The sequence below is a fragment of the Jannaschia sp. L-14R genome (genome assembly GCF_056857695.1).
The window spans coordinates 135,485-149,911 of record NZ_JBSXNP010000011.1; the positions used below are offsets into that span (position 1 = coordinate 135,485).

Annotated in this window: 14 protein-coding genes; 8 read left to right on the forward strand and 6 right to left on the reverse strand. The window is 61.6% G+C overall.

The features are described 5' to 3' along the window. The 4 genes from atpD to AC13C2_RS13345 are packed head-to-tail and all read right to left on the reverse strand — an operon-like array spanning position 1 to position 4,452. Positions 1-1,425 carry a F0F1 ATP synthase subunit beta gene (atpD, locus tag AC13C2_RS13330; protein WP_482887097.1) on the reverse strand — a complete coding sequence of 475 codons (1,425 nt, stop codon included), beginning with the start codon at positions 1,423-1,425 and terminating at the stop codon, positions 1-3. Between the two features lie 46 nt (positions 1,426-1,471). Then, a complete protein-coding gene (locus AC13C2_RS13335; protein ID WP_092760360.1) occupies positions 1,472-2,344 on the reverse strand; it encodes a F0F1 ATP synthase subunit gamma in 873 nt (290 codons plus the stop codon). Between the two features lie 9 nt (positions 2,345-2,353). Continuing rightward, entirely contained in the window at positions 2,354-3,892 is a 1,539-nt protein-coding gene (gene atpA, locus AC13C2_RS13340; protein ID WP_092760358.1) for a F0F1 ATP synthase subunit alpha, read from the reverse strand. Beyond that, positions 3,892-4,452: a F0F1 ATP synthase subunit delta gene (locus AC13C2_RS13345; RefSeq protein ID WP_092760356.1), complete on the reverse strand. Its 561-nt coding sequence runs from the start codon at positions 4,450-4,452 to the stop codon at positions 3,892-3,894. Before AC13C2_RS13345 ends, atpA begins: the two co-directional genes overlap by 1 nt. A 308-nt stretch (positions 4,453-4,760) precedes the next feature. On the opposite strand from AC13C2_RS13345, the gene AC13C2_RS13350 reads away from it, so the two are divergent. Beyond that, positions 4,761-4,901, forward strand: a complete 141-nt coding sequence (locus AC13C2_RS13350; protein ID WP_339640205.1) for a hypothetical protein — start codon at positions 4,761-4,763, stop codon at positions 4,899-4,901. 109 nt (positions 4,902-5,010) lie between these two features. On the opposite strand, the gene AC13C2_RS13355 is transcribed toward AC13C2_RS13350, so the two are convergent. Continuing rightward, a complete protein-coding gene (locus AC13C2_RS13355; RefSeq protein ID WP_092760354.1) occupies positions 5,011-5,763 on the reverse strand; it encodes a class I SAM-dependent methyltransferase in 753 nt (250 codons plus the stop codon). A gap of 57 nt (positions 5,764-5,820) precedes the next feature. Here AC13C2_RS13355 and gloB point away from each other — a divergent pair, with 57 nt between their 5' ends. From gloB to AC13C2_RS13370, 3 genes are all read left to right on the forward strand, one after another. Further along, on the forward strand, positions 5,821-6,582 hold the full coding sequence (gene gloB / locus AC13C2_RS13360) for a hydroxyacylglutathione hydrolase (RefSeq protein ID WP_482887098.1): 762 nt from the start codon (positions 5,821-5,823) through the stop codon (positions 6,580-6,582). 156 nt (positions 6,583-6,738) lie between these two features. After that, on the forward strand, positions 6,739-9,072 hold the full coding sequence (gene clpA, locus AC13C2_RS13365; RefSeq protein ID WP_092760350.1) for an ATP-dependent Clp protease ATP-binding subunit ClpA: 2,334 nt from the start codon (positions 6,739-6,741) through the stop codon (positions 9,070-9,072). Between the two features lie 128 nt (positions 9,073-9,200). Then, positions 9,201-10,229: a M23 family metallopeptidase gene (locus AC13C2_RS13370; protein WP_482887099.1), complete on the forward strand. Its 1,029-nt coding sequence runs from the start codon at positions 9,201-9,203 to the stop codon at positions 10,227-10,229. A gap of 3 nt (positions 10,230-10,232) precedes the next feature. On the opposite strand, the gene AC13C2_RS13375 is transcribed toward AC13C2_RS13370, so the two are convergent. After that, entirely contained in the window at positions 10,233-10,634 is a 402-nt protein-coding gene (locus AC13C2_RS13375) for a rhodanese-like domain-containing protein (protein ID WP_092761221.1), read from the reverse strand. Here AC13C2_RS13375 and AC13C2_RS13380 point away from each other — a divergent pair. The 4 genes from AC13C2_RS13380 to AC13C2_RS13395 all read left to right on the forward strand — a co-directional run bounded on the left by AC13C2_RS13380 (position 10,633) and on the right by AC13C2_RS13395 (position 14,368). Beyond that, positions 10,633-11,436: an SDR family NAD(P)-dependent oxidoreductase gene (locus AC13C2_RS13380; RefSeq protein ID WP_482887100.1), complete on the forward strand. Its 804-nt coding sequence runs from the start codon at positions 10,633-10,635 to the stop codon at positions 11,434-11,436. The two genes, AC13C2_RS13375 and AC13C2_RS13380, sit on opposite strands and share 2 nt — an antisense overlap. A 2-nt stretch (positions 11,437-11,438) precedes the next feature. Next, entirely contained in the window at positions 11,439-11,786 is a 348-nt protein-coding gene (locus AC13C2_RS13385) for a RidA family protein (RefSeq protein ID WP_423787103.1), read from the forward strand. Between the two features lie 112 nt (positions 11,787-11,898). Then, positions 11,899-12,750, forward strand: coding sequence for an SDR family oxidoreductase (locus AC13C2_RS13390; RefSeq protein ID WP_339640211.1), 852 nt, complete (start codon positions 11,899-11,901; stop codon positions 12,748-12,750). Between the two features lie 73 nt (positions 12,751-12,823). After that, positions 12,824-14,368 (forward strand): alpha-amylase family glycosyl hydrolase, encoded by a 1,545-nt coding sequence (locus tag AC13C2_RS13395; RefSeq protein WP_482887101.1) that lies wholly within the window; start codon positions 12,824-12,826, stop codon positions 14,366-14,368. The last annotated feature ends 59 nt before the right edge of the window (positions 14,369-14,427 follow it).

Here is a 14,427-nt window from a genome sequence, read left to right on the forward strand (position 1 = left end):
TTACGCGGCCTCCGCTGCCATCTTCTCGGCCTTGGCCTTCACTTCCTCGATGCCGCCAACCATGTAGAAGGCGCCTTCGGGCAAGTGATCGTATTCGCCCGCGACCACGGCCTTGAAGCTTGCGATCGTCTCCTCCAGCGGAACCTGCTTGCCGTCGGCCCCGGTGAACACCTTGGCGACGTCGAACGGTTGCGACAGGAAACGTTCGATCTTGCGGGCACGGGCGACGGCCAGCTTATCTTCCTCGCTGAGTTCGTCCATGCCCAGAATCGCGATGATATCCTGCAGCGACTTGTAACGCTGAAGAACGCCCTGCACGTCACGGGCCACGTTGTAGTGTTCCTCGCCCACGATGGACGGGTCCATCAGACGCGAGGTGGAACCAAGCGGGTCAACTGCCGGATAGATGCCCTTTTCCGAGATCGCACGGTCCAGAACGGTGGTCGCATCCAGGTGCGCGAACGAGGTGGCGGGCGCGGGGTCGGTCAGGTCGTCCGCGGGCACGTAAACGGCCTGCACCGAGGTGATCGAACCCGCGTTTGTCGAGGCGATACGTTCCTGCATGGCACCCATGTCGGTGGCCAGCGTCGGTTGATAGCCCACGGCGGAGGGAATACGGCCCAGAAGCGCCGACACCTCGGAGCCCGCCTGCGTGAAGCGGAAGATGTTGTCGACGAAGAACAGCACGTCGGAGCCGGATTCGTCGCGGAATTGCTCGGCCAGGGTCAGGCCGGACAGGGCAACGCGCATCCGCGCACCCGGAGGTTCGTTCATCTGGCCATAGACCAGTGCGATCTTGGACTTCACCAGATCGTCGGGAACGATGACGCCGGATTCGATCATCTCGTGGTAAAGGTCGTTGCCTTCACGCGTCCGCTCACCCACGCCAGCGAACACCGACAGACCCGAGTGCACCTTGGCGATGTTGTTGATCAGTTCCATGATCAGAACCGTCTTGCCCACGCCGGCACCGCCGAAGAGGCCGATCTTGCCGCCCTTGGTATAGGGTGCCATGAGGTCGATGACCTTGATGCCCGTCACCAGGATTTCGGTCGCCGTGGACTGCTGGGCGAAAGTCGGGGCATCACCGTGGATCGCACGGGTTTCCTTGGTCTTGACCTCACCCTTTTCATCCACGGGATCGCCGGTCACGTTCATGATCCGGCCCAATGTGGCAGTGCCCACGGGAACGCGGATCTGATCGCCCGTGTCGGTCACTTCCTGACCGCGGACAAGGCCTTCGGTCGCATCCATCGCGATGGTGCGGACCGTATTTTCGCCCAGATGCTGCGCGACCTCGAGGACAAGGCGGCTGCCGTGGTTCTCAGTCGTGAGCGCGTTCAAAATCTGCGGAAGCTCGTCGTCGAACTGGACGTCCACGACGGCGCCGATGACCTGGGTGATTTTTCCGACTGCGTTTGCCATGTCGTCTGTCTCCGGTTTCTGTCGAGGTGCCGCGGCACCCCCGTACTCAAAGCGCCTCGGCGCCCGAAATGATTTCAATCAGCTCGCTGGTGATAACAGCCTGGCGCGAGCGGTTGTATTCGATGGTCAGCTTGTCGATCATCTCGCCCGCGTTCCGCGTCGCGTTGTCCATGGCGGACGTCCGCGCGCCCTGTTCGGACGCCCCGTTTTCCAGCAGAGCCGCGAAGATCTGCGTGGCGACGCCGCGCGGCAGCAGATCGGCGAGGATCGCCTCTTCGCTGGGCTCGTAGTCGTAAAGGGTCGAGACTTCGTCGCCACTGTCTTCGAACTTGGCGGGGATGATCTGCTGTGCCGTCGGCGTCTGTGCGATGACCGACTGGAACGACGCATAAAAAATCGTCGCCACGTCGAATTCTTCCGCTTCGAACCGCTTGAGCACATCGGACGCGATGCCAACGGCATCGGAGTAACCAATCCGCTTGACGTCGGACAGGTCGACATGACCCACCGAATATTGGCCATACTCTCGCTTGAGCGACTCACGACCCTTCTTGCCGACCGTCAGGATCTTGACGGTCTTGCCCTCACCCAGAAGTTTCTGGGCATGAGTCTTCGCCAGCTTGGCGATATTGGCGTTGAAGCCGCCGCACAGACCGCGTTCGGATGTCATGACGATCAACAGGTGCGTCTTGTCGGACCCCGTCCCGGACAGAAGCCGGGGCGCGGTATCAGACCCGCCGACAGACGCGGCCAATCCACTCAGAACGGCATTGAACCGTTCGGTATAGGGGCGCGACGCCTCGGCGGCATCCTGTGCCCGCCGCAGTTTCGCGGCGGCCACCATCTGCATGGCCTTGGTGATCTTGCGCGTGGATTTCACGCTCGCGATCCGGTTTTTAAGGTCCTTGAGATTGGGCATATCTGGCGCTTACCCGAAGGTCTTTGCGTAATCGTCGATAGCCGCCTTGATACGGTCTTCGGCATCGCCTTTGATTTTCGGATCTTCCTTGGAGATGAAGTCCAGCACATCCTTTGCCGGGCCGCGCAAATGTGCCAGCAGGCCGGCTTCCCAGCGTCCGACATCCTTGACCCCGACCTTATCGAGATAGCCCTTGGTGCCTGCATAGATAACGCAGACAATTTCAGCATTTGACAGCGGCGAATACTGCGGCTGCTTCATCAGTTCGGTCAGGCGCGCGCCCCGGTTCAGCAACTGCTGCGTCGAGGCGTCGAGATCGGAGCCGAACTGCGCGAAGGCAGCCATTTCGCGGTATTGGGCCAGCGAGAGCTTCACCGGACCGGCAACCGACTTCATCGCGTTCGTTTGCGCCGACGACCCGACGCGCGACACCGACAGACCGGTGTTCACAGCGGGACGGATGCCTTGGTAGAAAAGTTCCGTTTCCAGGAAGATCTGGCCGTCAGTGATCGAGATCACGTTGGTCGGAATGAACGCCGACACGTCGCCGCCTTGCGTTTCGATGATCGGCAGGGCCGTAAGGGAGCCATTGCCCGCCTCGTCGCCCAGCTTGCACGACCGCTCCAGCAGGCGCGAGTGGAGGTAGAACACGTCGCCCGGATAGGCTTCACGTCCGGGCGGACGGCGCAGGAGCAGCGACATCTGACGATAGGACACGGCCTGTTTGGACAGGTCATCGTAGACGATCAGGGCGTGACGACCATTGTCGCGGAAAAACTCGGCCATCGCGGTCGCCGCGTAGGGTGCGAGGAACTGCATGGGCGCGGGATCGGAGGCGGTGGCCGCGACGACGATGGAATAGTCGATGGCGCCGGTCTCTTCGAGACGCTTGACCAGCTGGGCCACGGTCGACCGTTTCTGGCCGATGGCGACATAGACGCAATACAGCTTCTTCGATTCGTCGTCGCCCGCGGCCTTGTTGTAGGACGCCTGGTTCAGGATCGCATCCAGCGCCACGGCAGTCTTGCCGGTCTGGCGGTCGCCGATGATCAGCTCTCGCTGACCGCGACCGATCGGGATCATGGCATCGACGGACTTCAGGCCGGTCGCCATCGGCTCATGAACCGATTTCCGTGGAATGATGCCCGGTGCCTTGACGTCGGCGACGCGACGCTCGGACGCGTTGATCGGACCCTTGCCGTCCAGCGGGTTACCCAGACCGTCGACGACGCGTCCCAGCAGTTCGTTCCCGGCCGGCACGTCCACGATCGAGTTCGTGCGCTTGACAGTGTCGCCTTCCTTGATGTCCCGGTCCGAGCCGAAGATCACCACGCCGACGTTGTCGGATTCCAGGTTCAGGGCCATGCCCTGAATGCCGCCGGGAAATTCGACCATCTCGCCGGCCTGGACGTTGTCCAGACCGTAGACGCGGGCAATGCCGTCCCCGACGGACAGCACGCGACCGACTTCGGCGACTTCGGCGTCCTGTCCGAAATTCTTGATCTGATCTTTGAGGATCGCGGAAATTTCCGCTGCCTGGATCGCCATTACCGAACCTCTTTCATCGTATTCTGGAGTGCGTTGAGCTTCGCGCGGATCGACGTATCGATCATTCGCGAGCCGATCTTGACCACGAGACCGCCAATCAGGCCGTCGTCGATGGTGACATCTAGTTTCACGTCCTTGCCGGTCGACTCTTTCAGGGCCATCGACAGCTTGTCGGACTGGGTTTTTGTCAGGGCCTTGGGCGACCGGACTTCGGCGGTGACTTCGCCGCGATTGTCCGACAGCATGCCTTTCAGGACGGCGACCATCTGCGGCACGACGAACAGGCGACGCTTGCCGGCCATCAGCCTGAGAGTGTTGGACAGAACGGTGCCGAGACCCATCTGCGACGCCAGCGCCCCAAGGGCTTTACCCTGGTCCTCGCGGGTGATCACCGGCGAGGTCAGGACATCGCGCAGATCCTGCGAAGCGCGTATCGCCTCGTCCAGCGCCGTCACGTCGGCTTCAAGTTTCTTCAGATCGCCGCTGTCACGGCTTAGGTCGAAGACGGCCTGCGCGTAACGCACGGCGATCCCCATGGAAATCGAAGCTGGTTCGGACACGTCCACCCTTTCGACAGTCTCTCGGGCGTCATCGGCAAACCCCGAGGCAACCCACGTCAGACCTGTCCCCGAGAGGAGCAGATCACGAAATCGCGCTTCCTCTAACAGAGGGGTTCGCACCCTGCAACAGCGCCGAAGGGCCATAGCCCCCTTCTTTTGAATGCCATCACCGGCGAGGCGCATGACCTTCAGCCAGTCTGCAAAGTTTCCCTAAAGTAAGGTTTCCATACTCGCGGCCTGACAGATCACGGATCAGGCCAAAAGAAGGCTGTCGTCCCTCATGAACGTCACGCCGCCGAGGATCCCGAATGCCGACCGAAGCCCTGATCGCGATGCTGCTGTTCCGGATCGTCGGCTCGCCCAAACCAGGACTTTTTGGTGATTCCGCCCGATATTTTGCGCTGAACCTGGGGGTGGCCCTTCTTGTCCTGGCCGACCTGAGCCACTGATTCAATCTGTCGCCCACGACGGTTTCCAATGCGGCCAGAAGGGCGTCACCCGGTGAACGGGCGACGTCGCGACAAATAAACAGGCAAGTTCCGCCCGCATCGGGTCGCGTCAGCCGCTTCGCCCCGACGCGACAGGCTCCGGCACGCCTTCCAGCACGCGCAGGGGACGTCGCACACGGGCCGCAAGGCCGGGCCGGGGCCGCGCAGGCACCTGCTTGGAGACTTCCAGCAGGATAACTCCGCCGCCACCCGACCGCGATAACCGCTGACCCAGACGTTCGATGAAACCCGTAATGCGCAGCCAGAACTTGCCTTCGCTCGGCGGCCCGAACAGGGCGGCGGCATGGCGTTCGGGCACCAGCCCCGCGCGTTTCACCTGTGCCTCCAGCTGACCAAGCGAATAGGGTCGCCCGAAGCCGAATGGCGTCTTGTCCCGCCGCGCCCAGAGGCCGGACCGATTTGGCACGATGAATACCGCCCGCCCGCCCGGACCCAGCACGCGGCAACATTCGTCCAGAACGGCAGTCGGGTTTTCCGACGTCTCCAACCCATGTAACAGGACCAGCTTGTCCACGGCACCGGTTTCCAGCGGCCAGAGCGTCTCCTCGACCAGAACCGAGACATTCACCATGCCCGCAGGCCAGTGCATCACACCCTGCGGCGCGGGCATCAGCCCGACAACGCGCCGCGCGTCCGCCAGATAGGGCCGCAGCAGCGGCACCGCGAATCCGAACCCTACGACGGTCTGGCCCTTGGCTTCGGGCCACATCGCCAACAGCCGGTCGCGCACTGCCTTCTGCGCGGCGCGTCCCAGCCGGGTGCGGTAGTAGAACTGCCGCAGATCGAGAACGTCGAGATGCATAAGACCGTTGCCCTTCAAGCCGCAGATGTCATGCTAGCCGTGCCAGCGGAGAATTGCATGACTCTTATCGACACCCTGATCACCGTTCCCTGTCTGTCGGACAATTATGCCTATCTGATCCGCTCCGGCGATCGCGTGGCCGTGGTCGACGTACCCGAGGCCGCGCCGATCATTGCCGCACTGACCCGGAATGGCCTGAGTCTGACCGACATCCTGTTGACGCACCACCACTGGGACCACATCGACGGCGTGCCCGATCTGGTTGCCGCAACCGGCGCGCAGGTCTGGGGAGCCGCATCGGACGCGCACCGCCTGCCGCCGCTGGATCACGCACTTTCGCCTGGCGACACGATGACCCTCGGCGATGCGCAGGCCCGGATCATCGACGTCTCGGGCCATACCATTGGCCATATCGCCTATCTGTTCGACGGCCTCGCCTTCACCGGCGACAGCCTGATGGCGGGTGGCTGTGGACGCCTGTTCGAAGGCACGCCCGATCAAATGCATGCCAGCCTGTCGCAGTTCGCGGCTCTGCCGGGCGACACGCTGATCGCCTCGGGTCACGAGTACACTGACACCAACCTGCGCTTCGCCCTGTCCCTTGAACCGGATAATCCTGCCATTATCTCTCGAAAAGCCGAGGTGGAGCGGCTTCGCGCGGCAAACCGGCCCAGCGTGCCGTCCACCCTCGACACCGAGCGCAACACAAACCCGTTCCTGCGCGCGCATGAGGCTTCGCTGAAGGCCGCGACCGGAACCACCGGACAATCGGACGAAAACACCTTTGCCGCGGCCCGCTGTGCCAAAGATGCCTTTTGACGGTCAACAAGGCGACAAAGTTGTCGCTCTGCTATCACCACAGGTCACGGATCGGCGACAAAACAATAAAAAGACTTGAAGCCGTGAAGATGACAACCAAAACTTAAAGAAACGCGGCCTACAGTCCCGTGGACCGCATACAGGCAGGAGAACATCATGCCATCGTTCTCGAATACCCTTGAACAAGCCATTCACGCCGCATTGGCGCAGGCCAATGCCCGTCGCCATGAACTAGCGACGCTCGAACATCTTCTGTTGGTTCTGATTGACGAACCTGATGCCGCCCGCGTCATGCAGGCCTGCGGCGTCAATCTGGACGAGCTCCGTCAGACGGTCGAGGATTTCATCGAAGACGATCTGTCTACGCTGGTCACCGACGTCGAAGGCTCCGAAGCGGTCCCCACCGCCGCCTTTCAGCGCGTCATCCAGCGCGCCGCGATCCATGTTCAGTCGTCCGGCCGGACCGAGGTGACGGGCGCGAACGTGCTTGTCGCCATCTTTGCGGAGCGGGAATCCAACGCCGCCTATTTTCTGCAAGAGCAGGATATGACCCGCTATGATGCGGTGAATTTCATCGCCCACGGCGTTGCCAAGGATCCGGAGTTCGGGGATCACCGCCCGGTGCAGGGGTCCGATGACGACGACAGCTTCGGCGACACCGAGCAAGCGGGTCCGAACCCGTCCGAGAACCGCGAAAGTGCGCTGGCGAAATATACCGTCGATCTGAACAAGAAATCCGTAAAGGGCGATATCGACCCCCTTATCGGACGCGAATTGGAAGTCGAGCGCGCGATTCAGGTTTTGTGCCGTCGCCGCAAGAACAATCCGCTGCTGGTGGGCGACCCCGGCGTGGGCAAGACCGCCATCGCCGAGGGCCTGGCCCGCAAGATCGTGCTGGGTGAAGTACCTGCCGTTCTGTCGGGTGCGACGATCTATTCGCTCGACATGGGCGCACTCCTGGCCGGAACCCGCTATCGCGGCGATTTCGAGGAGCGCCTGAAGGCCGTCGTGACGGAGCTTGAGGAACATCCCGACGCGGTGCTGTTCATCGACGAGATTCACACCGTTATCGGTGCCGGTGCAACCTCCGGCGGCGCGATGGATGCCTCCAATCTGCTGAAGCCTGCGCTGGCGGGTGGCAAGCTGCGGACAATGGGATCGACGACCTACAAGGAATTTCGTCAGCACTTTGAAAAGGACCGCGCGCTTGCGCGTCGGTTCCAGAAGATCGACGTCAACGAGCCGTCTGTCGAAGACACCGTGAAGATCCTGAAGGGCGTCAAAACCTATTTCGAGGATCACCACTCGATCAAATACACCGCCGATGCGATCAAGACCGCGGTCGAATTGTCGGCGCGTTACATCAATGATCGCAAGTTGCCCGACAAGGCCATCGACGTCATCGACGAGGCCGGGGCCGCGCAGGCGCTGGTGCCCGAAAGCAAGCGTCGCAAGACCATCGGCACGAAAGAGATCGAGGATGTCGTGGCCAAGATCGCCCGCATCCCGCCGAAAAACGTGTCCAAGAACGACGCCGAAGTGTTGCGCGATCTGGAAGGCTCGCTCAAACGCGTGGTGTTCGGTCAGGACGCCGCGATCGAGGCGTTGTCGTCGGCGATCAAGCTGGCCCGTGCAGGCCTGCGCGAGCCGGAGAAGCCGATCGGCAACTATTTGTTCGCGGGTCCGACCGGCGTCGGCAAGACCGAGGTCGCCAAGCAGCTTGCCGATACCCTCGGCGTGGAAATGCTGCGCTTCGACATGTCGGAATACATGGAAAAGCACGCCGTCTCGCGTCTGATCGGTGCGCCTCCGGGCTATGTCGGGTTCGATCAGGGTGGTCTGCTGACCGACGGAATCGACCAGCATCCGCATTGCGTTCTGCTGCTCGACGAGATCGAAAAGGCGCACCCGGATGTGTTCAATATCCTGCTGCAGGTCATGGACCATGGCAAGCTGACCGATCACAACGGTCGGGCGGTGGATTTCCGGAACGTGGTTCTGATCATGACGTCGAACGCCGGTGCCTCCGACGCTGCCCGCGAGCCGCTGGGCTTTGGCCGACACAGACGCGAGGGCGAGGATACCGCCGCGATCGAACGCACGTTCACACCGGAATTCCGCAACCGTCTGGATGCAGTCATCAGCTTCGGCGCGCTGCCCAAGGATACGATCCTGCAGGTGGTCGAAAAGTTCGTGCTGCAACTGGAGGCCCAGCTTCTGGATCGCAACGTTTCGATCGAGCTGACCAAAGCGGCGGCCGAATGGATCGCCGACAAGGGCTACGACGACAAGATGGGCGCGCGTCCCCTGGGTCGCGTGATCCAGGAATACGTCAAGAAACCGCTGGCCGAGGAACTTCTGTTCGGCAAGCTGGCGAAAGGCGGGCTGGTAAAGGTCGGCGTCAAGAACGGTGCTCTCGATCTGCGGATCGAGGAGCCGGGTGCCCCCCGGATCAGCAAGAAGAAGCCTCCTCTTCTGACCGCAGACTGATACGGATAAATGATCAAAGGCCCCTGCATGGCGCGGGGGCCTTTTGCGTTTCGGGTCTGCGCCTGACAACATTTGATTGCCCCAAGGGCTGCGGTCACCGGCCTGTCCGGAAATCCCATAGGATATTCATGCCCCGTCTCGCCTGCATTCTGGTCTTCATATCCGCCATCCTTGCGATGGCGCGATCAAGATCATGTCCTGTGCGCGGTTATCCGGCGCTGACGGGCAGGCGATTCGCGGGACCGGGCAACACGACACGAATGCTCGTCCTTTTCTGTTTTGCGACCCCGACACTGGCACAAGACCTGCAACTGCGGCTGCCGCTTGACTGCACGTTGGGCGACGACTGCTTTGTCCAGCAATATGTCGACGCCGACCCCGGACCCGGCGCCCGGGATTTTACCGGCGGGCCGCTGACGTATGATGGCCACAAGGGTACCGATATCCGTGTTGCCGATGACGAAACCATGAAGGCAGGCATTCCAATCCTGGCCCCGGCGGCGGGTCGGGTCATCGGCGTCCGCGACGGCACGCCGGACGGCACCCGCGTCGCAGGACAGGACTGTGGCAACGGTGTCGTGATCGACCATGGCGGCGGATGGCAGACGCAATTGTGCCATCTGGCCAACGGTTCGGTCACAACGGCAAGGGGCAATACCGTGACAGAGGGCCAGCCGCTCGCCCTTATGGGCCGGACCGGACAGACAGAATTTCCCCATGTCCATATCGCCGTTCGCCGGGACGGCGCGGTCGTCGATCCGTTCGTTGAGGCCCTCTGGCTAGAGGCGCCGATCTACGAAGCCGGAGGCCTTCTGGCGGCGGGATTCTCCGATGCAATCCCGGAATACGATGCCGTCAAGGCCGGAACTGCCGACGCAGCTAACCTGCCCGTCGATGCGCCTGCATTGGTATTATGGGGGTCGATCTACGGCAGTCAGGCAGGCGATGTTCTGCGCCTGACCATTCGCGGTCCGCGCGGCAAAGAGATCCTGTCGCAAGACGTCGCGCTGGATCGCACACAAGCGCAGGCGTTCCGCGCCGTCGGGCGTCGCCTGAACGCAACACGTTGGCAGGGCGGACGCTATATCGGACTGGTCGTTCTGTTCCGCGGTGAGGCCGAACTGGACCGTATCGAAACGCAGGTCATGCTGGACTAAGGGTCACCCTGGCGCACCGGATTTGATTGCGCCCTTGGGCACTGGCATTTCGATGTCACCGTCTGCCGCTTGCCATGCTTCAAACCCACCGACCAGATGTGCGACCTTGAATCCCATATCCTGCAATGTCGCCGCCGCTAGGGCGGACCGCCAGCCCATCGCGCAGTGAAGGACAAACGGTCCCGGCCCGGCAAAGACTTCGCGATGATAAGGCGAGGTCGGGTCCCACCAGAATTCCAGCATGCCGCGCGGCGCGTGGATCGATCCGGGGATGAACCCCTTGGCCCGTTCGCGCACGTCACGGATGTCGACCACCACCGCGTCCGGCGTGGCTATCAGGCGCGCGACGTCCCATTCCTCGATCCGGGCACGGGCCTCGGAGACCAGTTGTTCGACGGTTTTCATGGCTGCCACGTTGACGCCCCGCCGCGCCGGGGGCAAGCCTTGGCGTGAAACGAAAGGACATCATATGGAATGCATCGCGCTTGTCACCGGCGGGGCGCAGGGCATCGGCCTTGCCTGCGCCGAAGCCCTTGCCGAAGACGGATACCGCATCGTACTGGCCGACGTGAAGGACAGCGTTCACGACGCGGCGGCCAGCCTGGGCGGCACCGGGTTCATTTGCGATATGGGCGATCCGGAGCAGATCGCCGCGCTCTTCGACAAGGTCGAGGCCGAGGTGGGGCCGGTCCACACGCTGGTCAACAATGCGGGCATCGCGATTGCAGGCGACTTCCTGACGATGCCGTTGAGCGATTTCCAACGTGTTATCGACATTAATCTGACCGGCGTGTTCCTTGCCACCCAACGGGCCGCGCGCACCATGGTCGAGCGCAAGATAGAAGGCGCGATCGTTAATATGTCGTCAATCAATGCGCAGGTCGCGATCCCCGCGATCGCCGGATATTGCGCATCGAAGGGCGGCGTGATGCAGTTGACCAAGGTGGCGGCGCTGGCGCTGGCCCCGCACAACATTCGGGTCAACGCAGTGGGACCGGGCAGCATCGACACCGACATGATGGCCGCCGTGAACGCTGACCCCGCAGCCTTCGACCGGGCGATGTCGCGCACCCCTCTCAAGCGGCCCGGCACGGCGCGTGAAATCGGCGATGTGGTCGCCTTTCTGGCCAGCGCGAAGGCAAGCTATATTACCGGCGAGACTATCTATGTCGACGGCGGTCGCCTTCCCCTCAACTACACGGTGTAATCATGACTATCGCACGCAGCCATACGACCCAGCGGATGAGCCAGATCGTCCGGCACGGCGACACGATCTATCTGGCCGGACAAGTGGGTGACGGTGCATCCGTGGCCGATCAGACGCGATCTTGCCTAAACAAGGTCGATGCCCTGCTGGCCGAGGCAGGGTCCGACCGCGATCATCTGTTGCAGGTAATTATCTGGATGGCCGACATGGCCGATTTCCATGAAATGAATGCAGTCTGGGATGATTGGGTGCCCGCAGGTCAGGCCCCCGCCCGTGCGACCGGCGAAGCTCGACTGGCAACGCTCCAGTTCAAAGTGGAAATCATCGTGATTGCCGCCGCCAAATCGTAATCCGCAGGTTCGGCGCAATCTCGCTCCGCACATTCACAAATGGCAGCGGCACGGAACTCCCGTGCTGCGCCACCGTTGTCCCCGCGAGTCTGCAAATACCAAGGAGACGACAATGAACACCCCAGAAATTCCGGCACAATCCCAAGATTCGATGCCTGCGGACGAGTATAAGATGGACCCTGCTCCTGACTATGCCCCGCGCCACCCCGGCGTTGGCAAGCTTCGCGACAAGGTGGCCTTGATCACCGGCGGTGACAGCGGTATCGGGCGCGCCATCTCGGTCCTGTTCGCGCGCGAAGGTGCGAAAATCGCCATCGCCTATCTGGAAGAGGATCGCGATGCGAAGGAAACCAAGCGTCTGGTCGAGGAAGAGGGCGGAACCTGCCTTCTGATCTCTGGCGATCTGGGCACAAAGGATCATTGCGAGGCCACTGTCAAAGCGGTGATTGACGAATACGGCCAGTTGGACGTGCTCATCAACAACGGTGCGCAGCAGTGGCTGGACGAGGATTTCGCCGATCTGGCCGAGGACAAGATCGACCGGATGATCGCGTCCAATATAAAGGCCTATATGTTCACAACCCAGGCCGCGCTGCCGTATCTGAAGAAAGGTGCGGCGATCATCAACACGTCTTCGATCAACGCTTTCGCGGGTAAGGGAAGTCTCATCACCTACTCAATGACGCGTGGCGCGTCATTGGCCTTCAGCCGGTCGCTAGCGGGCAATCTGGCCGACAAGGGTATCCGCGTGAATTCCGTTGCACCCGGTCCGATCTGGACGCCGTTCATCCCCGGCACCTTGCCTGCTGACAAGGTCGAGAATTTCGGCACCGACACACCGTTGGGGCGCGCGGGCCAACCGTGGGAGGTGGCGACGGCCTATCTGTTCCTCGCGTCATCGGACGGCAGCTATTATACCGGCCAGACGCTGCACCCGAACGGCGGCAAGGTGGTCGGTGCCTGATCCGGCCCTAGTTTCGACAAGACCCGAGGCGTTCCGACAGGGGCGTCTCTCTTTTTTGCACTAGGAGCCTGACTTGTCCCTTCCCGCCTGGCCCGCCGCACCTGTCATCTATCAGATTTATCCTCGTTCCTACATGGACACGACCGGCAGCGGCACCGGCGATCTGAACGGCGTCGTTCAGCGGTTGGATCATGCAGCAGCGTTGGGCGTAGATGCGGTCTGGCTCTCGCCCTTTTATCCATCCCCTTTGCACGACGGCGGCTATGACATAGCAGATCATTTGAATGTCGATCCCCATTTGGGCACACTTGACGATTTCGACCATCTTGTATCGCGCGCGCACGACCTGGGACTGCGGCTTATAATTGATCAAGTGTTCAATCATACGTCGACGGACGCGCCGTGGTTCATACGGTCGGTCGCAGGAGATCCGAAGTATAGAGACTACTATGTCTGGGCCGACCCCAAGCCGGACGGCACACAGCCGAACAACTGGCTGTCGCAATTTGGCCCACCCGCGTGGACATGGAACCACATTCGCCGTCAGTACTACTTTCACAATTTCACGTCTGCCCAACCCAGTCTGAACCTGCGGAACAGGGACGTGCAATGCGAACTACGAGCCATCATGCAATTTTGGCGCGACCGGGGCGTCGACGGCTTCCGCATTGATGCCGTGACATCGCTGCTGTTCGAATCTTCACTGAAGGACAATCCGCCCGCAACGCCTGAAGAGCAGGAGAAGATGGCTGGTGAGAGTTTCGTGCCCTATACCTATCAGAACCACGCCCATGATCTGCTTCCCGGCGACGGGTTGGTCTTTGTCGAGAATCTGCGCGACTGGGCGGGGGACGACGCCTTTCTGATTGGCGAGGTCACGTCGGGCAATCAATCCGTCGAACTTGCCTGCGGATTGACAAAACCGGAACGTATGAATGCGGCTTACACCACCGATCTGCCCGAGAACAATGCCTCGGCTGCGGCCTATGCCGATATCCTGACCCGTGCCAGCAGCCCCTGCAATATTGGATGGTGGCTGACATCGCATGACCAGGCTCGCCATGCGGGCAAGTCCGGCGACGGATCGGCGCGGGATGTTCGGTTTCTTGCAACGGTTCTTGCCACCGCGCCCGGCCCGGTTCTGATTTTTCAGGGTGAGGAGTTGGGACTGACCCAGCCCGACTTGCCCAAGGATGCCGTTACCGATCCTCTCGATCTGCTGTACTGGCCCGATGGTCCGGGCCGCGAAGGCGCGCGCGTCCCGATTCCCTGGACTGAAGGCCGCAATCGCGGATTCACGACCGGAACGCCATGGCTTCCGATGAAGTGGCCCGATGGCACATCGGTCGCGGTCCAGCATATCGACGAGGCAAGCAACCTGCGCTTCTATCGCCGTGTCTTTGCATTCAGGCGCGACGATCTGGGTGATCTGACATTGCAGGGTTGGTCAAAGGAGGGCGAGGTCATCACGCTTGAATATCCGGGTGCGACGGTGAAGCTCAACTTCGGCACGACATCAGTCGATGCGCCGAACGGGGCTGATTTCACATCGTCTGACATGGATGACGGCACCCTACCCGGTCGGACGGCAGCCGTCTGGCTGAAGTCGGTGGACTGATCCCGTCAAAGTCCGATTTCTTCCATCCGTTATAGGAAAGGCGCGACCCCGGAAGGTCG